The organism is Chloroflexus sp. (genome assembly GCF_034432675.1).
Taxonomy (GTDB): Bacteria; Chloroflexota; Chloroflexia; order Chloroflexales; family Chloroflexaceae; genus Chloroflexus.
This window is the reverse complement of sequence record NZ_DAOUBI010000163.1, coordinates 1-21,928: the sequence shown is the minus strand read 5'-3', so window position 1 is coordinate 21,928 and position 21,928 is coordinate 1. Positions and strand designations below refer to the sequence as shown.

15 protein-coding genes and 1 pseudogene are annotated in these 21,928 nt (G+C 56.7%); 8 read left to right on the top strand and 8 right to left on the bottom strand.

The features are described from left to right. Both VAE55_RS12190 and VAE55_RS12185 read left to right on the top strand, forming a co-directional pair. A pseudogene (locus VAE55_RS12190) lies at positions 1 to 208 on the top strand (hypothetical protein); the annotation flags it as partial. Between the two features lie 488 nt (positions 209 to 696). Further along, positions 697 to 1,602, top strand: coding sequence for a PIG-L family deacetylase (locus VAE55_RS12185; RefSeq protein WP_322816052.1), 906 nt, complete (start codon positions 697 to 699; stop codon positions 1,600 to 1,602). On the opposite strand, the gene VAE55_RS12180 is transcribed toward VAE55_RS12185, so the two are convergent. From VAE55_RS12180 to VAE55_RS12165, 4 genes are read right to left on the bottom strand one after another with little or no spacing between them, the layout of a single operon-like run. Further along, the gene (locus VAE55_RS12180; RefSeq protein WP_322816051.1) at positions 1,542 to 2,429 is read right to left on the bottom strand and encodes a metallophosphoesterase family protein; all 888 of its coding nucleotides are present in this window, start codon (positions 2,427 to 2,429) and stop codon (positions 1,542 to 1,544) included. The two genes, VAE55_RS12185 and VAE55_RS12180, sit on opposite strands and share 61 nt — an antisense overlap. A 3-nt stretch (positions 2,430 to 2,432) precedes the next feature. Beyond that, positions 2,433 to 2,576: a hypothetical protein gene (locus tag VAE55_RS12175; protein ID WP_322816050.1), complete on the bottom strand. Its 144-nt coding sequence runs from the start codon at positions 2,574 to 2,576 to the stop codon at positions 2,433 to 2,435. Between the two features lie 55 nt (positions 2,577 to 2,631). Continuing rightward, a complete protein-coding gene (locus VAE55_RS12170; protein ID WP_322816049.1) occupies positions 2,632 to 5,730 on the bottom strand; it encodes an SMC family ATPase in 3,099 nt (1,032 codons plus the stop codon). Positions 5,731 to 5,761: 31 nt separating this feature from the next. Continuing rightward, positions 5,762 to 6,262, bottom strand: a complete 501-nt coding sequence (locus VAE55_RS12165) for a hypothetical protein (RefSeq protein ID WP_322816048.1) — start codon at positions 6,260 to 6,262, stop codon at positions 5,762 to 5,764. Between the two features lie 123 nt (positions 6,263 to 6,385). Between VAE55_RS12165 and VAE55_RS12160 the strand changes: the two genes are divergently transcribed. From VAE55_RS12160 to dnaK, 4 genes are all read left to right on the top strand, one after another. Then, the gene (locus VAE55_RS12160; RefSeq protein ID WP_322816047.1) at positions 6,386 to 7,141 is read left to right on the top strand and encodes a TerC family protein; all 756 of its coding nucleotides are present in this window, start codon (positions 6,386 to 6,388) and stop codon (positions 7,139 to 7,141) included. Positions 7,142 to 7,145: 4 nt separating this feature from the next. Further along, positions 7,146 to 8,072, top strand: a complete 927-nt coding sequence (locus VAE55_RS12155) for a LysR family transcriptional regulator (RefSeq protein ID WP_322816046.1) — start codon at positions 7,146 to 7,148, stop codon at positions 8,070 to 8,072. 134 nt (positions 8,073 to 8,206) lie between these two features. After that, entirely contained in the window at positions 8,207 to 9,427 is a 1,221-nt protein-coding gene (locus VAE55_RS12150; protein ID WP_322816045.1) for an NAD(P)/FAD-dependent oxidoreductase, read from the top strand. Positions 9,428 to 9,546: 119 nt separating this feature from the next. Then, entirely contained in the window at positions 9,547 to 11,421 is a 1,875-nt protein-coding gene (dnaK, locus tag VAE55_RS12145) for a molecular chaperone DnaK (RefSeq protein ID WP_322816044.1), read from the top strand. 530 nt (positions 11,422 to 11,951) lie between these two features. Here dnaK and VAE55_RS12140 read toward each other — a convergent pair. The 3 genes from VAE55_RS12140 to VAE55_RS12130 all read right to left on the bottom strand — a co-directional run bounded on the left by VAE55_RS12140 (position 11,952) and on the right by VAE55_RS12130 (position 17,455). Further along, positions 11,952 to 15,725 (bottom strand): AAA family ATPase, encoded by a 3,774-nt coding sequence (locus VAE55_RS12140; RefSeq protein ID WP_322816043.1) that lies wholly within the window; start codon positions 15,723 to 15,725, stop codon positions 11,952 to 11,954. Positions 15,726 to 16,030: 305 nt separating this feature from the next. Next, the gene (locus tag VAE55_RS12135; protein ID WP_322816042.1) at positions 16,031 to 17,206 is read right to left on the bottom strand and encodes a glycosyltransferase family 4 protein; all 1,176 of its coding nucleotides are present in this window, start codon (positions 17,204 to 17,206) and stop codon (positions 16,031 to 16,033) included. Positions 17,207 to 17,212: 6 nt separating this feature from the next. Continuing rightward, positions 17,213 to 17,455: a cyclic-di-AMP receptor gene (locus tag VAE55_RS12130; RefSeq protein ID WP_322816041.1), complete on the bottom strand. Its 243-nt coding sequence runs from the start codon at positions 17,453 to 17,455 to the stop codon at positions 17,213 to 17,215. Positions 17,456 to 17,677: 222 nt separating this feature from the next. On the opposite strand from VAE55_RS12130, the gene VAE55_RS12125 reads away from it, so the two are divergent. Both VAE55_RS12125 and VAE55_RS12120 read left to right on the top strand, forming a co-directional pair. Then, positions 17,678 to 18,367, top strand: a complete 690-nt coding sequence (locus tag VAE55_RS12125) for a phosphoribosyltransferase (RefSeq protein WP_322816040.1) — start codon at positions 17,678 to 17,680, stop codon at positions 18,365 to 18,367. Further along, on the top strand, positions 18,364 to 21,417 hold the full coding sequence (locus tag VAE55_RS12120) for an ATP-binding protein (RefSeq protein ID WP_322816039.1): 3,054 nt from the start codon (positions 18,364 to 18,366) through the stop codon (positions 21,415 to 21,417). The genes VAE55_RS12125 and VAE55_RS12120 overlap by 4 nt, the downstream gene beginning before the upstream one ends. Before the next feature lie 319 nt (positions 21,418 to 21,736). On the opposite strand, the gene VAE55_RS12115 is transcribed toward VAE55_RS12120, so the two are convergent. Then, on the bottom strand, positions 21,737 to 21,928 hold a 192-nt coding region (locus VAE55_RS12115; RefSeq protein WP_322816038.1), incomplete at its 5' end, for a hypothetical protein.

The following is a 21,928-nucleotide window of genomic DNA, read 5'->3' as shown; positions in this document are numbered from 1 at the left end:
CACTTCGCATCCGAACCGTCCGCATCATTCCCCCTTGCCTCAGGTGGCGGCGTGCGTGCGGCTGATGGTCTCCCTGGACCTCAGCTCCAGCGCCATGGTAGCGTGGCTGTTGGCTACGGATCAGGTTCGCCAGGTGGTGGACCTGCCCAACGTCCCCGATCACCCCACCGTGCAGCGTATGCACGAAGTTGCGCATGGTGGACGGTGAGCAGATGAAGAACCGGCTGCTGGAGGAACAGGGTCAATATGTTTTGCCAATTTGCAAAAACGCCGGAATCCAAGCAGTTGTTCACTTGACGGTATTGATATCTGCGAGTCTATAAGCAATGTTACGGTTGTCTTTCGGTTGTACGTATTGGTTATAGCTTTAGAACCTATCCGAAACATCGCTTCTGAGGCACGTTTCAGCATGTACCGCAGGCTTTAGCTTGGAATGCACCGCCTGAAGCCGGCGGTACGAAATCCAGCGCAGGCTTTACCCTGTACCGCAGGCTGTAGCTTGGAATGCCCCACGTTTCGGATAGGCTCTTAGGATCAACACTTGTTTCTGTGTATCATGACCATGTGTGGTACGATGCTGCTACAAGCAGGCGCAGGAGTGGTGCTACGGTTAGCAAGATAATTGCATTGTGTTGTACGATGTGATTCGTGTGTATCGTTTCGAGATCGTTTTGAATGTTGTCAGGTGTAAAACATATGACCCTCACACACGAAGAGACAATTATCTTACGCCCGGCAGTGGCGGTAGGTACGCGGCCGACGTTACTGGCGGTGTTTGCGCATCCTGATGATGAGAGTTTTGGGCCGGGTGGTACCCTTGCCCATTATGCCTGGTCGGGTGCCGCCGTGCATTTGATTTGTGCAACCGGTGGCGAAGAGGGAACAGTTGACGCCGAGCTGTTGCAAGGGTACGAGTCGGTGGCGGCGTTGCGACGGGCAGAGTTGCTGCGCGCCGCCGAGGCGTTGGGGTTGAGTAGTGTGACGCTGCTTGGGTATCGCGATTCGGGTATGGTCGGTAGTGCAGCCAATCAGCACCCGGCGGCTCTTATAAATCAGCCACGCGAGCAGGTGGTTGAGCAGTTGGTGCGTCTGATCCGGCACTTCCGGCCACAGGTGGTGATCACGTTTGATCCAATCGGTGGTTACCGGCATCCCGATCACATTGCCATTCACGAGGCGACGGTTGCCGCATTTCACGCTGCGGGTGATCCGGCAGCCTTTCCGGCAGCTGGTACGCCGTATGCGCCACAAAAGCTCTATTACACGACCTTCTCGCGGCGCCTGTTGCGTTTGCTGGTCAGGCTGATGCCGCTCTTCGGGCGTGATCCACGGGCTTTTGGCCGTAATCGGGACGTTGATTTGACTCAGCTCGCCAATGTTGAGTTTCCGACCCATGCCCGGATTGATACCACCGCGGTGCAGGTCCAGGCGCGAGCCGCGGCGCAGGCTCATGTTAGCCAGGGAGCCGGTGGGCCACTGACCCGTGGCCCGCTGAGTAAGGTGTTGAGTTTGCTGGGGCGGACAGATACGTTTATGCGCGCCTATCCGCCGGCGACGCTCGATGTGCGTGAAGACGATCTGTTTGCCGGTGTTACGTGGTGATGATCGCCGCCGGTGGTGTTGGGGCGTGGTAGCCAGTGTTCGGCGACCGGTTGGAAGCCGGTGCTGCGTTGATCAAAACGGAGATGCTGAACACGGGCGCCATCAGCTTCGATAGTGATTAGATTGCAGGTATTCGCGCCGTGCTCGTCGCCGTAACCACGGCGCGAGGTCGTTGTACCGCTCTGTACGATGTAGGTGCCATGCCGGAGTTCGGGCAGAAAATCACGGGTATTGCCGACAAAGCTCAGATGGAGATGCCCACACAGCAACAGATCGACGGCAAATTCGGCGAGAAGCTGCATCGCTTCGCCGGCATTGGCAACCAGGGGACGTTTACGCCGGTACGCAGGCGGAAAGCCAACCGGATGATGCCAGACCACAACTTTGTAGGTGTCGGCGGTAAGACCGGCAAGCTGGCTGCGTAGTGTCTGCATCTGGTCGCGATTGAGCCTGCCGCCGTCAATCGTCCAGCCATGCGCGGTGCATGCCCCGATCACGGCGATGCCGGGTGCGGTGAAGACCGGGTTCAGATCAGGGGTGATATAACGGCGATAGCGGTCGAGTGGTCTGAACAGCCGCTCGTGGAGCAGGAAGAGGGGAACATCGTGATTGCCGGCCACGACCAGTTGTGGCTGCGGTAGACGACGGCGTAGCTCACAGGCGGCCTGCCATTGGCGAGAGAAATCAGCGCGTTGCACAAAATCCCCTGAGATAACGAGGAGATCGGGGTTTAGCGCGTGAGCGTCGGCGATCAGCCGTTCAGCGGCAGCGGGATTGAACGGTGGGCCGGTATGGATGTCGGAGATGTGGAGAATGCGAAATGGCATAGTTTACTCTCCGGTGGTTGTGGATGCCGTATCGGTCGAACGTGCCTTTTCGCGGGCTAAGTTTACAATGGCGCGCACGATAAGCAGGAGTTCAATAGCGACTGCCAGTACGAAGCCATACTTGAGTAGCGTTGGTATGATCTCCACGGCGGTTCCTTTCTTCTTGCGCAGATCAGGTTAGTTCAACTTCAGGAGTGTCTCTCTATCCACGCAGTTCCCAGCGGCTACCGAGCGGCGTTTTGCGAATTTCGAGCGTCGCCGGGAAGCGATCCTTTAAATCATCAATATGCGTAATCACGATGATGCGAGCAAAATCGCGTTGCACAGCGGTAATTGCTTCGACCATGCGTTCACGACCATCGGCATCGAGCACGCCAAACCCTTCATCAATCACGAGGGTCTCGAGCCGGGCACCGGCCCGGTGGGCGAGCAGTCGCGAAAGAGCGATCCGAATAGCAAAATTGACCCGCATCGCTTCACCACCGCTAAACGCGGCGTAATCACGGGTGCCCAGGGCATCGGCGATCCGTACCTCCAGCGTCTCTACCGTGTCCCCTTTTTTGGTGTCACGCTGCATCTCGAAGCGCAGATGCATCTGACCATCGGTCAGGCGGGCCAGTAGCCGGTTAGCCTCGTCTTCGAGTTGGGGAATGGCCGTTTCGATCAGCATGGCCTGAACGCCCTTTTTGCCGAAGGCTTCCGCCAGCTCGGCAAAGAGGGCGGTTCGTTCGCTAAGCTGACGTTCCTGGGTCTGAAGCGACTCAACCTCGGCTGCCGCCGATGCGGCCTGCCTGTAATAGGCTTGCTTTTCGGCCAGATCGCGTCCGGCGGCCTGCAGGGCCTGTTCGTTCGCGCTGAGTTGCTGTTTTAGCTGATTGACCGTTGCCTGGACAGTCGGTAAGACTCGTAGCTGATGGGTCAGGGCTTCAGCTTCGGCGTGCAGGGTTTGCCGTTCGCGTTCGGCGTGATCGCAGAGCTGTTGGGTCTGTTCGCGTAGTTTGATGTCGGTGGCGTAGCGTTGCTCGGCCAGAAGCAGATCGCGTTCTGCCTGTTCCCAGCGGCTGAGGCTGCGTACTAGCGCACGTGCCGCTTCGAGGTCTTCCGGTCGGTAGTTGAGGGATTCAAGTTCGGCAACTACCTGGCGCCCGGCAACCCGAATCTCTTGGGCAAAATCATTTTCGGCGATCTGGCGTCGCAATTCGGCTACGGTCGCTTCGGCAGCCGGAAGATCACGCAGTGCATGCTCGATGCGTTCAATGTCGTTCTGGCAGGTGCTCAGTTCGCCTTCGAGCCGGCTGTGTTCGCGCAACTGCTGCTCAAGTGTCATCATCTCGTCGTTGAGCATGCGGAGGTCGTGTTGCACACTCTCAATGTCACCCGCCGCTTGCAGGTCAGCGATCAGTGTGTCCAGCTCGGCCTGTATTGCCGGATTGATGGAGTCGGTAGCCAGTTGTTCGGTAAGGGTGGCAATGTGCTGCGCCAGTTGGTCGCGTTCGGTTTGCCAGGTGGCAGCCTGATTAAGCTGGTGGTGCAGGGATTCGATGGTTGCAGCCTGTTGCCGAAGGCTGATTAGTTCCTGTTCTGTGCTGGCCAGGGTGCTGCGAATCTGTTTCAGCTCTTGTTCGGCGGCCCGGATCGCTGCATTTGCCTGGGAATCCTTGGCGTACAGGCGTTCCAGTTCTTGCCGATAATGATTGTACACGTGCTCGGCTTCGTTGGCGGCCAGATGACGCCGACAGACCGGACATTCCCCTTTGCCGGTGGCGAGTAATGCCTGATTGGTCTGCAATGTCTCGATATCGTGGCGGGCCTGAGCAGCCTCCGCCCGTGCGACACTTAACCAATCCAGCACAACTTGCTCTTGCTGGCGCCGTTCAAGCTGTTCGGCTTCAAGGGTTTGGACCCGGGCCTGGGCATCCTGTGCCGCATGCAACGCATTTCGCCAGTTCTCGATGTCACCGATCTGACGGTCGAGGCGGGCAAGTTCCTGACGCGAACGGGTTAACGCGCTTTGCAGCGCGTTCCGCTGTTGTTCGAGTTGACTCTGGAGAAGACGCTGCCGCGTGACTAGTTCACGAATGTGGTTCAGGTGTTGTTCAAGTGCAGTGCGCTGGTGCTGACACTGCACCAGCCGTTCGTGAACCGGTGTCAGTTCGCGTAGGCGCTGATGAATCGCCGCCACCCGCTGCTGCAACCCGACGAGGCGTTGGGACTCGCCGTACAACCGATCACGTTGCTGAATGGCGTGTGACAATCGCTCGTTGAGCAGGTTGAGTTCAGCCTTTAATTCCTGTTGTAATTCGCGTTTGCGAGTCATTAGTTCGTCATAGCGGTTACGGAGCTGCTCAAGCCGCTCCAGGTCGGCACGAGCTGCCTGCAATTCGGCCAGGCCGGCCTCGATGAGCGGACGTTGGGCAATGGTCTGTTCAGTCTGGGCAATACGTGCATTCAACTCACGTAGCTCGTGGCTGTAACGTTGAATCTCACCGGTCAGGATGGCAATGCGGTTTTGGACTTCACGTTGCCGATGCGCTTCTTGCTCCAGTTGACGCAGTTCTTTGGAGGCGTTGGTGAACTTTTCTTCCAGCGCTGCACGTTGGTGTTGGAGTTCGTGCTGTCGTTGTTTGGCTTCAGCGACGGCTTGCTGCCAGAATGGTAACTGACTGGCCATTGGTTGGAGGGTTTCGAGCTGGCCACGTACCCGAATCAGATCGGCTTCGAGGTGGCGTACCCGCTCACGGGCACGGCGTTCGAGTTCGACGTACTCGGCCAGATCGAGGACTTCAGCCAGTACTTCCTTGCGCTCGGTCGGGGTTTTGCTGGTGAACTCGTCGGCTCTGCCCTGCAGCAGGAATGAAGCGTTGACAAAGGTGTTATACGACATGCGCAACAGTTCGGTAATTTTGCGCTGAGTCTCACGGATGGTGTTTTCACCCATGGGGCGCCAGGTGCTACCATCAAACTGTTGCAGATCAAGCCAAGTTTTGCCAGCGCCTGTACCATGCCTACTACTGCGCCCGCGTTGACGCTGGCGAATAACTCGGTATTTGCGTCCATCAAGGGCGAAGACCAGCTCCACCATCATCTCCGTCTCGCCCTGGGTGATTAGGTCATCGTCGGGTCGGCGTGCTTCACCCCACAATGCCCAGGTGATTGCGTCAAGCAGGGTCGATTTCCCGGCACCGTTTTCACCCGATAAGCAGAGGACATGCAGGCCGTCGAGGTCGAGGCGGAGCGGATCACCAGCTTCGGTGGCGCGGTAGCACATAAAGTTACGCAGGGCCAGTTGCAGAGGGATCATAGCGTGATTTCAGTAATTATCGTATTGAGCGTTATCTGCGCTCAGCAGGCTTTTCGGGAATGAGTTCTGGCTCGACGTTCAGGGCTTCGGCGATGCGGCGAATACCCTGATCGCTGAAGCTAATCAGATAAAATGGCACCAGTGGTAAGCGTTCTCCCGAACGAAGGGCCAGGAGCAGCCGGTATTGTGCCCGGCGCAAGACGCGAACTTCTAACCCTTTAACATCGGCGAGCTGACGTTCTTGGCGCCTACGCCCAAGCAGCCCATACGAGGTGACGGTCACCAGTTTGCGACGATAGTCAATCTGGCAAATTCCCAACTGACCACCGGTGATCAGGGTAAAGAATGCCATGCCGACGAGCAGAGCGACGGCGATGGCTATACCGCCGGTCAGTGGTTGGTTACCGGTAATGATTGGCTGCACGATGGTGCCTACACCGTAGGCCACCAGACCAACAAAACTCCAGGTTAGCCAGGGAATAAAGTGAATGGATAGACGTTCGGGTTTACGCTGCGCTAACTGCCAGGTCATACTGTTCACCTATGTGTACTATCGCTATTGCCATTATAGCAGGTTGGCGCTCGCATATTGACCAGACTATTGGCGAGTGTTACTATTAACGCGATGTGCATTTCTTTCGGCATGGGTAAGGATATGGAAGCAATCTTTGCGGTCGAAAACCTGTTGGCGCTGGTAACGTTGACGATGATGGAAATTGTGCTCGGTGTTGATAATATCATCTTCATCAGCATTCTGGCCGGCAAATTGCCCACCGCGCAGCAACGTCCGGCGCGGCAGATCGGTCTGTCCCTGGCGCTAATCACCCGACTCCTGTTGTTACTCTCGATTAGCTGGATCGCCGGTCTCACCCAGCCGTTGTTTGAGATCGGGCCGTGGCACGTTACCGGTCGTAGCCTGATCATGCTCGGTGGTGGGCTGTTCCTCATCTACAAGGCAACGACCGAGATCCATGAGAAGCTGGAGGGTGTCGAGCATTCTGAACAATCAGCGGCAGCGATAACGATGCAGGCAGTGGTCTTTCAAATCATCTTGCTTGACATCGTCTTCTCACTCGACTCGGTTATTACAGCGGTTGGTATGGCCAATGCGCTGTGGGTGATGATAACCGCAGTGATTATTGCGGTGGGGGTGATGCTCTTTCTGGCCGAAGGGATTGCAAAGTTCGTCGGCGAGCATCCTACGATCAAGATGCTGGCGCTTAGCTTCCTGTTGCTCATTGGTTTCTCGCTGGTCGCCGAAGGCTTTGAACTGCACATTCCGAAGGGGTATATCTACTTCGCGATGGGCTTTTCGGTGATGGTCGAGTTGCTGAATCTGCGGGTTGCAGCCAAGAAACGTCAGCCGGTGCAGTTGCATCAACGCTACGACACGACCAAACTGAACCTTTGATTGTATGCTGAATACCGTCTATTTGCAAACCTTTCTTGCTGTCGTAGAGACGGGATCGTTTTCAGCCGCTGCCAAGCAGCTGCACCTCTCGCAACCAGCGGTGAGTCAGCAAATTCGGGCGCTAGAGGAGCAGGTTGGCGGTGTCCGGTTATTTCGGCGGAGTGGGCAACAGATGGTGCTGACGCTGGCCGGCGAGCAGTTGCTGACCAGCGCTCGTGAAATGGTAGCCTTGGCCGAACGCACGGTGCAGGCAGTCAGTATGCTACGTGGTCAGGTTGGTGGGCGGGTGGCGATTGGTTGTGTCGCCGGGGGGGTTGAGGCATTTCTTCCGTATCTGTTGATGATGGTGCAGCGTCAGTATCCGGCGTTGACGGTAAATATCGAGTTGCAGCAGGCTGAGCGTCTGTTTGAAGGATTGGCTGAGCGGCGCTTTGATCTGGCAATTCTGAGCGATGCACCGCGACGACGTGGTTTCGAGACGCGCTTACTGGCCGGTGAACGGCTGGCATTGACGGCGGCGATTGGGCATGATCTGTTGCAGCAGGAGCAGGTGCCGGCAGGCATGCTTCGTGAATATCCGCTGGCACTGCCGCGTGTCGGCCATCCGTTGCGTCGTTCTATCGAAGATGGTTTACGGCGGCGTGGCCTTTCGAGCGGTGAATTGCGGGTTGTCTGTGAAACCGATAGTCCGTTATTGCTGCGGGCAGCAGTAGAGGCCGGCCAGGCGTTGGCCTTTTTGCCGGTCAGTGTGCTGCCTACACGCCTGGATCGGTTGGGGGTGGTGGCGTTAGCCGGTCAGCCGCTAGTACAAGAGTGGTATCTGGTTCGGTTGCGTGAGCGAACGACGGCCCGGATTGTTGATTTGTTGGTCGAATGCCTGTTGGGTGAAGAGTCGCGTGCAACGCTCCTGCGACTGGGATTGTCGGCGTGATGACGAACATCTGATCGGCGTGCGTACACGCTCTCACCGATGAAGGCAGGGCGGGCAGAAGCGGCGCAGGTTACCGCGCCTGGTGTGCAAGTACGCATTGAATTTCATCAAACCCCATATCCAGTGGAACTGTTATGTACGATGTGCTAGTGATTGGAGCGGGGATTGCCGGTTTAGCCGCTGCCTATGCGTTGCAGGCTGCCGGTTTGCAGGTGATCGTGGTTGAGGCACGGCAGCGTATTGGTGGTCGTATTTGGACGGATACGCGCTACGGGCCGGTTGAATGTGGGGCCGAGTTTATTCACGGCCATCGGGCGGCAACCTGGGAGTTGGTGCAGCGTGCCGGCTTACCGACGTCGCGGTGGGGCCGTGATCGCCTGTTCGCTGTTGGTAACCAGATTCTGGCAGCCAATCAGTCGTTGGGGCAATCGGTAATCGCGCTGTACCAGCATATCTGCAATTATCGTGGTCCTGAGTTGAGCGTTGCCGAACTCCTTGAGCAGTCAGCGGCGGCGCCAGAGGTGAAGATACTGGTTGGGCGCTGGCTGGCCAATATCGAGGGCGCCGATCTCAACCAGTTGAGTGCGACCGCGCTGGCCCGCGAACGGCGATTGAGTACGATCGGCGAAGATAATTTTCACATCGATTGCGGGTACGAGCGCCTGTTGGCGCCGCTCAGCGTCGGTCTGAGGATTGAACTGGGGGCAGCGGTAACACTGGTGCGCTGGGATAGCGATCAGGTTGAAGTCGGGCTGGTCGATGGACGACGGCTGCAGGCGCACTATCTGGTGGTGACGGTACCCGTTTCATTGCTGCAAGCCGGTATTCCGGCCTTTGATCCGCCGTTGCCGGCAGAGAAACAGGCGGCGATAGCTGCAATTCCGATGGGGCATGTGACCAAACTTGTAATTTGGTTCGACCGTCAGTTTTGGCCGGATTTTACGGTGCTCAGCACCGATGGCGAGATTGCTACCTGGTGGCCGGTGCTGAGTGCCCATACACCCACACTGATGGGCTATATGGGTGGTCGGCAGGCATTGATGGTGGCCGATTTGGGGCAAGATAAGGCGATTACCGTTGCGTTGTGTGAGTTACAGCACCTATTTGGAGTGGATGTCAGGCCGTACTATCGGGATGGGTGTCTGATTGACTGGTCACGCGACCCGTGGAGTCGGGGGGCGTACAGTTTCAGTGCGGCCAATACGCCGGCTGCGCGTGTCGCGTTAGCAGCACCACTTGGACCTATTCATTTTGCCGGTGAAGCAACGGTAACCGGTGCCGAGATTGCGACGGTGCATGGTGCCTTTGAGAGTGGGCGAAGGGCGGCGCGGGCAATCCTGCTGGCCCAGGGGTAGCAGATTCAAACATACCTCTAACGTACCACTAGTGTATCGTTGGCAGAAAACAGGTACACTACACATAGATACGACAGCCCACAGGGGACACAACAACATTGCAATGGGAGGCCAGTAATATGGGCAAGATTGTAGGAATTGACCTTGGCACGACGAACTCGTGCGTTGCAGTCATGGAAGGTGGCGATGTGGTCGTCATTCCAAACGCGGAAGGCAACCGCACAACGCCATCGGTTGTAGCATTCGCCAAGAATGGTGAGCGGCTGGTGGGCTTGACCGCCAAGCGGCAGGCGACCATCAATCCAGAAAACACACTGTATTCCGTGAAGCGCTTTATCGGACGGTCATTCGACGAAGTGACCGAAGAGCGCGAGCGTGTGCCGTTCAAAGTGGTAAAGGGGCCACGCAACGATGTACGGATCTTCGTACCACAGACGAACAAAGAGTATGCGCCGCAAGAGATCTCGGCAATGGTTTTGCAGAAGCTGAAAGCTGATGCCGAGGCATTTCTGGGCGAGCCGGTGACGCAGGCCGTGATCACGGTGCCGGCTTACTTCAACGACAGTCAGCGCCAGGCAACCAAAGATGCCGGTAAAATTGCCGGTCTGGAAGTACTGCGTATTATCAACGAGCCAACGGCCGCTGCGCTGGCGTATGGCCTTGATAAGAAGAAAGACGAGACCATCCTGGTCTTTGACCTCGGTGGTGGTACCTTCGACGTGAGCATCCTCGAAGTTGGTGATGGTGTGATCGAGGTCAAGGCGACCAGTGGTGATACCCACCTTGGTGGTGATGACTACGATGCAGCTATTGTCAACTGGATCATCGAGGAGTTCCGCAAGGATCAGGGTATTGATCTGAGCAAAGATCGGCAGGCGCTGCAACGCTTGAAAGAGGCGGCAGAGAAGGCCAAGATGGAACTCAGCTCGATGATGGAGACCGAGATCAACCTGCCCTTCATCACCGCCGATGCGAGCGGGCCGAAGCACCTGGCGATGAAGCTGACACGGGCAAAGTTCGAGCAATTGACGGCACACCTGACCGAACGGCTGCGCGAGCCGGTGTTACGGGCGTTAAAGGATGCCGGCCTGCAACCTAGCCAGATCGATGAGGTGGTGCTGGTCGGTGGTTCGACCCGGATGCCGGTTGTGCAGGAATTGGTGCGCAAGATGCTCGGCAAGGAGCCGAACAAGAGCGTGAACCCGGATGAAGTAGTTGCCGTCGGTGCGGCAATCCAGGCCGGTGTGTTGGGTGGTGACGTCAAGGACGTGCTCTTGCTTGACGTAACGCCACTCTCGCTCGGTGTCGAGACGCTTGGTGGCGTGATGACGAAGCTGATCGAGCGCAACACGACCATCCCTACCCGCAAGACCGAAATCTTCTCGACAGCGGCTGATGGGCAGACGGCGGTTGATATTCACATCTTGCAGGGTGAGCGTGAGATGGCAGCCGACAACATCACGTTGGGTCGGTTCCGCCTTGAAGGAATCCCACCGGCGCCGCGTGGTGTACCACAAATTGAGGTGACCTTCGATATCGACGCGAACGGTATCCTGAACGTGAGCGCACGTGACAAAGCGACCGGTAAAGAGCAGCGGATCACAATTACGGCCAGCACGAACCTCTCGAAAGAGGAGGTAGAGCGCATGATCCGCGACGCCCAGGCTCATGCCGCTGAAGACAAGGCTCGCCGTGAACTGGTTGAGCTGAAGAATCAAGCCGATAGCGTGGCCTATCAGGCCGAGAAATCGCTTAAAGAGTTGGGTGATAAGGTTGACGGTATTGAGCGCAGCCGCATTGAGGGACTGATCAAAGATCTGCGCGAAGCGATTGCGCAAGAGGATCGCAACCGCATCCAGCAACTCTCGAACGACTTGCAGCAAGCGATGTTCAAGATCTCGCAGGCGGCCTACGGTGATGGTGCTGTGCCGGGTGCCGGTAGCAGTGCTCGTAAAGACGATGGCGTGGTAGAGGGTGAGTATACCGTGAACTAAGTGCTCTATCACCTGTTACCTGCAAGTGCGGCAGCTTTGCTGCCGCACTTTTGCATGGGCGATAATGGGTGGGGGGTTATTCAGGGCTCATGTCAAATCTTGCCTGACATTGTAGATCATTCAGATTGTTCTGGAAGTGCGCAAGCGTGACCAGGTGTTCCGCTGGTGCGTCGGGCATACCGCGATACCGCGGTACGCCCGACGCACCCGGTTGGGTGTAGGAGCGGGTTCATAACCCGCCTCCACACTCTGCATGGCAGGCGATCCGAGCCGTACTCTGTAGCGGTATGATGCGATTGCTCTTGTCTCAACCCGCCCGCGCTGGGGACAAGAATTTTCGGTGTAGCACGTCTCCCACTTTTGCTCACCGGTTCAGGGTGTCATACCCTGGCGGAAGCAGGTTGCCAGAGGCGCATGCTTCCAGGGGCAAATCAGCTCTTGCGCACTGAAGTGAAATGCTTAAGGGTGTAGCATGAGGGTGATGGTAGATAGTGTACCTGACTTCTGTTAAACCAGATTTGATGTCAGATCTATTCCTCTTCTCGTCTGCCGCTATCTTCTTGCAATGCCAGTGGGAAAAGCAGTCCAACCTGCCAACGAATCATGCGTGCCATCCAGCGTTGCCTGGGCGAAAGCGGCATAGAGAGCAAAGCTCGATAACTGCGGATCAGATACAAAGCCGGGGGAGGGGCACCGTTGATCTGCTGAAGTGCCTGCACGGCCAACTCATGGGCCTGCTGGGTTTCACCGCTCATCAGAGCGATACGAGCGGCCAGAATGGTGTGCCAGATCTGATCGGCGCGGCTGATACGGTTTGCATCGGTGAACAAATTACTCGCGGTCTGCCATTCGCCCATTGCTGCGGCAACATCACCGTTCGCCAGATAGAACTCGGCAGCGCTTAAACGACTCCATACCTGCACCTGATGATCGCGGCTGCGCTCGCTACGCATAGCAATTTCGCCGATGCCTGCTAGCGCTTCAGTCACATAACCGAGTCGTAACTGTACCATTGCCAGCAAAGCACGACATTCGAGCCAGCGTCGCGTTTCGCCGGTTTGCTGAGCAATGTTCATTCCGAACTGAAGAGCCGCCTGGGCCTGACGCCAATCACTGCGGATAAGTGCTGCCAGGCCTTGCATCTGGGCTACCCAGGCCATTGTCACGGGATCGTTCAGGCGTTTCGCCAGTCTCATCGCTTTGCGACGGTACAATCGGGCCAGTATCGGAAAGCGATTCAGTGCTATTTCCAGCATAGCGTACGAACGCGCCTTGATTGCCGGTAGATTAGTAGTTTCGGCCAGATTCATTGCGAACAGTAGTCTATAGAGCATCGTCAGTGGGTCGTGCTGATAATAATCGATCTGTACCAGCAGATGAGCGGCACGGGCAATCTCTACCGCATTCTTATCTGCCGGTAAGTGCCGTTTGGGGATACCCAGTAGGATGAGAGTCTGTTGAATGCCCTCGATGAATAGCGACCAGATCAACCTGCGCCGGCCGACAGGCAGGAGGTACCCCAGGTGACGGAACGCACTCTGTAACAGCCGATAGCTTTCAGCAAAGCGCCCCTGACCGTAGTAGGCTTCTGCCAGTAGCCGTTCCCGGCGCCCAATAACCGAGGCTTCTTCATCGATACCTATCTGGTGAGCCTTGCTCAATAGATCAATTGCACCGGCGTAATCACCGGTATGTAGCGCCAGTTCTCCCGCCTGTTCGAGAAACGGTTTAGCGCGCAGCGTTTCGCCGGCAGCCTGCCAGTGGTGAGCTATCGTAATGGCGCGCAGAGGATCGTGTCCGGTATGTTGTTCGAGGTATGCTGCGAGGCGAGCGTGTAATTGACGACGCTGAGCAAAACTCATCAGATTGTAGATGGCTTCGGCGATTGCTACCGGGCGGAAGGCGTATTGCAGGTGTGGTTCAAAGCGTTCAAGGACAATCAATCCGGCCTGTTTAAGCGCGAAGAGCTGGCTAGTCAATTGGGCCTCGCTAAGCCCGGATGGATGAATCGCCGCTAGTGTCGCCGGATCAAATTCGGCGCCGATAATACTGGCTGCTTTCAGCGTCAGTTGCTGCTCAAGGGTTAACTGATCGAAGCGGCTCGTGATAAATCCCTGTACTGTTGCCGGTAAACGAGCCATGTGAAGGGCCGTTTTCGTTGCTCCTGGCACAAAACGACACATCTGATGCTGACGCATTAACAGACCGGCATCGCGTAGTGCTTTAGCTAGTTCGAGACTGAAGAATGGATGCCCTTGAGTCTGATCGGCAATCATGCGCCAAATTGCTTCATCAACCTGATGCACATCTAGCGCATAGGCGATCAAATCATGAATCTCTGGCGGACTCAGGCCCTGGAGCTTGATATGGTCAACCAGGGGGTGATACAGGAAGCGACGCTGCTCCTCTGTCTGGTTGAGTGGTGGTCTTCCGGTCATGATCAGCAAAATGGGGACTGGCTGCTCGATCAGATTGATCAGCAAGCTCCAGGTTGGTTCATCGAGCCACTGCACGTCTTCAATTGCGATCATCAGCGGTGCGTGCTCGGCGGCTTTGCTCAAGACTGCAATTAATCCATCATGGACACACCCGGCGTAACCCTGGTTAGGTGACGCTGTGGGGTTAGCTATCGTGGTCAGGTTCGTGGGCCACAACTGACGGCTAACGTGGTAAATATCATCGCTGAGGCCGGCCAGCCGTACATCGTTGAGTAATTCGAGTAAACCGCTATGAATAGTATGGTAAGGGCTACGGTCGATAGCGTGCGCAGTTGCGGATAGGACAACCGTATTCTGGGCACGGGCCTGATTAATAAACTCCTGTACCAGATGTGATTTGCCGATACCGGCTTCACCACTGATCAGCACACCGCCACTCTGCCCACGTTGCAAGCGGTCGAGGCGGTCGAGCAGCAAAGCCATCTCACTGGTGCGCCCGACGAAAGCGTGGTTATAACGTGCCTTGCTGATAAGCTGGCCATTGGTATCATCAGTGATGTTGAGCACCGGCTGGAAGACGGTTACTGGATCGCTAATGCCCCGCAGGTGTAATGGCGGCAGGGCGTTGAAGGTGATCCGATCGCGACAGGCTGCTGCGGTTTCCCCATCGCAGAGGAGTGGTATCTGCTGTTGACGAGTTGCCTGCATCAGACGGGCTGCGCGATTGACAACCGAACCCATCATAGTGTATTCGCGCCGTTCCAGACCGCCCACCGAACTACAGAGTGCTGGTCCACTCGTCAGGCCGATTGTGCAGGAAAAACCCAGATTCGAGAGCGTATTGACAATATCGTGGGCAGCTAACACCCCACGCAGTGCATCATCTTTGTGAGCAAAGGGAGGAAGGCCGAATGCCGCTAACAACGTTGGCCCTTTGTTATCGATGCCCAGGCGATTGATGCTACCTTCGTAGCGATAAAGGCAGGTTTGCAGCGCACGCACTGCCGCTTGAGCTGCCGGTAAGGGGGTGGTGGCATTTAGATCGCCGAGATGCGCAAAGAGCACGGTTACATAACGCTGCTCAGCCAGCCATTCGGTCTGGCCGGCATCGATACGACTCAAGATCGCTTTCGGAACATACGAGCGTAATAACTCGATTTGCTCTTGATCGATAACCGGTATCGAGAATGCGCGCATCGGTACATCATCGAGCAGGGCGGTCAAGCGCCAGTGACCGTCAGATAGAGGTACGGCCTCGCACCATGGACGAGCCAACTCCCAGGCATCGGCGGTAAGGGCAACCTCTCCCGGTGGTGCGGTGGCTTCGGCTGCACCGGCTGCGCGTACTGCATCACCGACAATCAGGAGTTCCCAGCGGTCGTAGATGCCGCCAAGATGCATCAGGGTGACATCGCCGGCCCCGATTCCTACCCGTGCGCGTAGTCGTCGTGCTGCTTCGTCGATAACTTCAGTGCTCCAAACCGCAGGCGACATCATCATTTGAATTGCCAAACCGCATTGGATTGCCCGGCGAGTTAAGACAGGTAATGGTTCATCGCCGTACCAGAGCGCGATCAATCCATCACCGGAGAACTTGATCACATCACCACCGTGGACGGTCACGATCCGCACCAGATGACCAAAATAGAGTTCAAGAATCTGCGTCAGCTCTTCAGTACCGGCCGGATTGGTGTGGGTTAGATATTCGGTCAGCGCGGTAAACCCCGAAAGGTCGGCGAACAGGATCGCTGCCGGAAACGTCTCTTTTGCCGCTTCAAGGCGGCCATCAGTTCCGATATTTTGTAACCGTCGCCGGATCAGGCCGGGAAGGTAGCAGGCCAGTTCAGCGAGATTTGCGAGCATCATGACGAGAGTCCATCGGTGGTTTGATAGCCAACCGCTGCGTCTTAAAATATCCGCGATGATCCTATTATAGCTGATAGAGATTGTTGAACGATCATTGATCAGCTTTCGGTGTGGCGCAAGTTTTGTTGAAGGTATTGCTATTCACCATGTTTCTGAAAAAAAGTTTTTGAAGACTTTCTGAAGTGAATATTGAAATATGTTAGAGGGGATTGATAGAAGATATTGCATGCCCGTGCCGGGCACGCTGCTGGCCTGTTCTATTGATTTCCGGTTCCAGGGGATTGCTGAGTTGGAAGTGTGAACGGCTATCTGTGCCGATGCTGTACGAGGATCAGTGCAATCCGCTCCAGTTCAGCACAATGCCGTTGCCACGAGAATTCGGTAACCACGCGCTTGCGGGCACGACGGCCCATGGCAAATGCTGCCTGTAGATCGCTCAGTACGCGCTCGATTGCTGCGGCCAGATCGACGATGTCGCCTTCCCGAAACAATGCGCCTTCCTGACCTTCCCGGATGACGTCGGTGAGCGGAGGAATGGCAGTCGTGACCACCGGTAGTCCGGCTGCCATGTATTCGTAGATTTTGAGTGGTGACCAGAAAAACCCGGCAGTACGCAGTGCCGGATGAGGGGCAGTGTTGAATGGAGCCACACCAAGATGGGCTTGAGCTAGGAGTTCGGGTAGGCGTTCGTAGGCCACGGCACCGGTAAACGTAAAGCGATCAGCATATTTTGCGGCGAGCGTCTCCGCCGTAGCGCGTTCAGGGCCGTCGCCGATCAGGGTGAAGCGATAGTTGTGTCCCCGCTCAATCAACAAGCGGGCTGCACGTACGAAATCACTTACGCCGTGCCAGGGACGAAAGGTTCCCATAAAGATGATATTGGGCGGGCCTGGCACCGGTTCGGTTGGCGGCTTGAATGCCTCCACATTGGCACCCCACGGTAATTCGACGATCTTGGCGCGGGGGATGCCGGGTGGCACTGTGGTGTGCAGTGGCGTGACGATCCGATCTGCCCAGTGACATTGCTGTTCCGCCCAGCGCCGGAATGGACTACCGAAGGCGTCGTCAAGGCGGCGCTTGAGGACTGTCGGTGGATCGACGATCAGGGCATTTACTTCGAGAATGGTTGGAATCTGCAAACGGTGAGCGGCAATCATCCCGGCGCCGGCAAAGTTGTAGTAGCGTTCCATAATCAGATCAGGACGAAGCTGACGCGCTAGCCTGATCACAGCCGCAGCACCGAGCAGGCTCAATGCCTTGGGTATATCTTGATGATAAAGCGTAAACCCGGCGTATGGTCGGGCTGTAAGCCTGAACAGTGATCGCAGGCGAAGATGATGCAGCGGTAGTTCGCGACTGGCTGCAACCACGTGGACATCATGGCCGAGATGGGCCAGGCCACGCCCTACCTCCAGGGTATGGATACTGCCGCCTACTGTACCTGGTGTCGGGATGCCGGAAGCGATGTACAGGATGCGCACGATAGCCTATAACCGTTCGTATCGCTCAAGATCCATCGTGATCGCCAGTGTTCCTGGGGCTGCGCGCTGAATGATCTCGTGCGCACGCTCAACCTGATGGTCTTCAACGCCAACCAGCAACGTCGTATTGCCACGGCGCAGGAAGCCACCGGTTGTCGCCAGCCGTGTCACTCGAAAACCGGCGGCAACGAGAGCATCAACCCCGGCATCTGCATGTGCATCCTCGGTTACGAAGATGATTAACTTCATACTCGCCCTTTCGTGATCTCGTAACTGTTGCTGCCGAGATTATACGGAGAGCAGCCCCGCTCGTCAATCTTTCGCTATTGTTGGTGAACGATTGGTGTGCTATGATTCGTGTGACGTGATGATCTGCGTTGATAGGCAGATACTGGATCGATGCTTGCCTGCCGTGGTAATCGTCGGTATTAATCGTGCAGCGAGATCGTCCGTTCGCTTCAGGAGGCTCTTATGCCGGTACCAGCGAGTTTCCATCGCTTCACGGATCGCCGTGCAGCCGGACGGGCACTGGCCTGGAGTATGAGCCATTATGCCGAACGTCCTGCGCTCCAGGTGTTGGCCTTGCCACGAGGTGGTGTGCCGGTGGCATACGAGGTCGCCAGGGCACTGTCGGCACCGCTTGATGTCTTGCTGGTACGCAAGCTGGGTGTGCCCGGTCAGGTCGAACTGGCGATGGGGGCTATCGCTGAGGGTGGGGTGCGGGTGCTGAATCACGAGATTATCGCCGAGTTACGGATTCCGCCCTATGTGATTGAAGACGTGGCTGCCCTTGAGCAGGCTGAAATTGAGCGGCGTGCCCAGAGTTATCGTGGACAACGTCCGCCGCCTGAGTTGCGGGATAAGACGGTAATCATTGTGGATGATGGGCTGGCAACCGGTGCTACCATGCACGCTGCAGTGGATTGTGTTCGCTTGCAACACCCACGCTGGATTGCGGTTGCGGTGCCGGTCGCCAGTACAGAATCGGTGCAGATACTACGGTCGGTTGCCGATGATGTTGTGGCAGTATTGGTCGTTGAACCATTTTATGCACTCAGTTACTGGTACAATGACTTTCGACAGACTAGTGATGATGAGGTGCGGCAATTACTGCAAGCCGCGCAATCAGATCGAGCTGTAACTAACCACGAGGATGCATGATATTTGTACAGCTCTTAGGACCACCACGCATTGCGATTGCTGATCAAGTGCTTGTATTGCCGCGGCGACGTAGCCGAGCTTTGCTCTATTACCTGGCTGCTCATTCCCAACCGATACAACGTGAGCAGGTGCTTTCCCTCTTCTGGCCTGATCACGAGCGGAGTGCTGCGCAGCAGCTTTTACGTTCTACCCTCTACGCTATCCGCAAGACAATCGGTGAGGCATTGGTGGCAGATGAAGAATGGTTATCGCTGGAAGCCATGGTTGATCTGCGCCAAATACAGACGCTTATCACTGCTCCGCATGGGGATGCGGCTGCATTGATGGCTGTGCTGCCGGTTGGTCCGGTTGAGTTGCTGGCCGGCTTTGAACTACCTGATTGCGAGCCATTTCAGACATGGTTGGAAGCTGAACGTGAGCGTACGCGTCTGCTTCTTGGCCGTGGCTGGCTATGCCTTGCTCGCCTCCACGAACAACGTGGTGCAGTGACGCCAGCATTGGCCGCGCTTGATCATGCTCTGGCCATTGATCCATTGCAGGAAGATGTACAGCGCGATGCAATGCGTCTGGCGTATCTCAGTGGTGATCGGGTAGGGGCGATTCGTCGGTTTGAGCGTTTACGGGATCTGCTTGATCAAGAGTTGGGGGTCCCGCCGATGCGTGAAACGCAGGCGCTCTACGATGCGATTATTACCGATACAATTGTAACACCTGCCCTGTCACCAATCTCTGTTCGATCAATGTCTCCCAACGGCCTACTTCCCTTCTGTGGGCGCGAATCTGAACTGATGGAATTGCACAGCGAAGTCAAGCCTGGTCGGCTGGTCTTAATCGAAGGGGTGCCCGGTATTGGCAAGACACGCCTTGCAGAAGAGTTTCTGGCTCAACGAGGAGGTCTAGTTATTACCGGTGCTGCTCGTGAGCTAGAACAGACCATTCCCTACTTCTCTATCAATGCAGCGTTACACGCCCTGATTGCCCATCCTGAGTGGTCGCAGCTGCGCACTCAGGTGCAACTTATGCCGGTCTGGTGGAATGAATTAGGTCGTTTGTTGCCCGATCTGACCCCGCCACCTGCTGATCCACCTAATGAAGCACGGCTCTGGGAAGCGGTAACCCGCCTGTTGATGGAACTGGCCCGTCAGACCCGCGTAAGCCTGTTGCTTGATGATCTGCAATGGGCTGATACGAGTACACTAGGACTACTTGGCTACCTGTTACGACGCAGTGCCGATGTCGATCTGGTTGTACTGGCAACCAGTCGTCCGCCCGAGCCACGGAGTGCACTGGCCGGTCTGATCCGTGCGCTGGTGCGGGAAGATCGCTTTTTCCGCCTGACGATAGATCGCCTCCCCACAACGGCAGTACTGGCGATTGCCCGTCATTTAAGTAGGTCTTTTGCCCATCCGCTGGCCGATTGGCTGGAACAAAGCACTGAAGGCAACCCCTACATGATCGCCGAGTTGGTACGCTATGCGCGCACGACCGGCTGGCTCACTGCCGACGGTATGGTTGATCTTAGAGCGTTATCGTCGCAGCCGGTAGTACCGCAGACGGTGTACCATCTGATTGAAACGCGCCTGAACCGGCTTTCCGAACCGGCACGGCGGGTGCTGGATGCAGCAGTGGTTGTTGGGCGAGATTTTGATTTTAACGTTGTGGCAAAGGCCACCGCTTTATCAGAAGAAGCGGTATTAGATGCCCTCGACGAATTGCTGGCAGCTCGCCTGGTGGTACCGCTCTCTGCTACCTGGTTTCGTTTCGACCACAGCCTGACGATGGAGGTGGTTCGGCGTGATGTTGGTGATCTACGCCGGCGCATGCTACACCGGCGGGTAGGTGAAGCTATCGAGACTCTCTACCGTGATCGGATCGATGATGTGGCCGGGCAGATTGCTTTTCATTTTGCCAGGTCTGGTTTGGTTGAACGTGCAGCAACGTATGCGCTTCGCGCTGCGGAACGTTCGGTGACCTTGGCAGCGTGGCCAGAGGCGGCAGAGTTTTATACCCAGGCCCTGGCAGGTCTGCCCGCGAGCCAGCGTTCGGCGACACTGGTCAGACTTGGTGAGGCACGTTTACAGGCTGGCGCATCGGCAGCCGCAATTGATGCTTTTCGTGATGCGGTTGCGGCGGCACAAACCCCGCAGGAAGCACTCACGGCCCGTCTGGCCCTGGCACGGGCCTTGATCCCGCAGGGACGCTACGCTGAAGTGATTGCGCTGGTCAGTCAAATTGAACCGAGCGCGCATCCACACGATCAGGCCACGGCACTTTTTCTATGGGGGACAGCCCTCTCGCTTGAAGGTGCCGATCTCGTCGCAGCCATCGAACGGCTTGTGGCTGCCAGGCAGATACTGGGTGATGGGGCGATTGTGCAGCGGGTGGCACTGGCGCAGGTTACGTTTGAACTCGGTAATATTGCGGCCCAGCAAGGCGATCTCGATACCGCCATTAGCCACTACGAGCGTGCACAGGAAATTGCTGACCAGGCCGGCGATGAGGCGATTACCTGGCGTATTCTGGCTCGTAATAATCAGGCGTATCATCGCCTGCTTCGTGGTGAAGTCGATGAATCAGCCACGATTATCAGTGAGGCTATGGCTCTCGCCGAGGAGCGGGGTATGCTGTCGTTGCAACCATACCTGCTTTCGACGGCCGGTGAGGTGGCGCTAGCTCAGGATGATCTGGAAACGGCATCTGCCCGCTTTCAACAAGGGTTAGCTTTAGCGACGCAGTTGAATATTCCCGAACGAGTGGCTGGTATCACTGCAAACGTGGGTCTGGTCGCCTTGCGGCGCGGTGAAACAACGTGCGCTGTCCACTACCTCTCGTCGGCTCTGGCGCAGGCCGATACGTTGGGGGCGCGTCATCTGGCAGCCCAGATTCGGATCTGGCTGGCGCCACTGCTACCACCCGCCGAGGCGCGGGTGATACTCGCCGAAGCGCAAGAGATTGCCGAGGTTGGTGGCCGGCGTCGCTTGCTGGCGGCCATCAAAGAAGTTCGGGCACGGATGGTGGAAGAAGTCATGGCTCACGGACGGAGCGATTGACATAATGTTGCGAATAATAATGAGTGGCACGTGATCCAGGATGTACCCTTGCGCCATACCCTTGCCGCATCCCTAGTATAGCAATGTGAACGGGCAGATGCATCGGGGCGGGTTGGGCACCGGTCGGGGTGGGTTTGGAACCCGCCCTTATTGGTGGTCATATGCGACACGTCCCACTTTCACCTGCACCCGATGGGTGTGAGAACTGGCGGTGCCGGATGGTCATCGCTATCACAAGCTGCGCTAGGTTCAGTGGGGAGTGCGCCGGAGGTGTGCGCTCCCAGGTGTAATGACACCGACGATGGTCGTCAATGCACGTTTAGTGCTCGTGCGAGATGCTCTTCACCTTGCTGGCATCGGCAGTAATGCGTGTGGCCGCAGGGGCAATAGCGTGCCGTGCGCCTGGCACGAAGCACGGCTGGTGCGGCAGCATGGCTGCCGCACTCCAAACGCTGCGACACGCGCATAACGAGCGGGTAAGGCAACCAATCCAGTGCGTGATGACACCGAC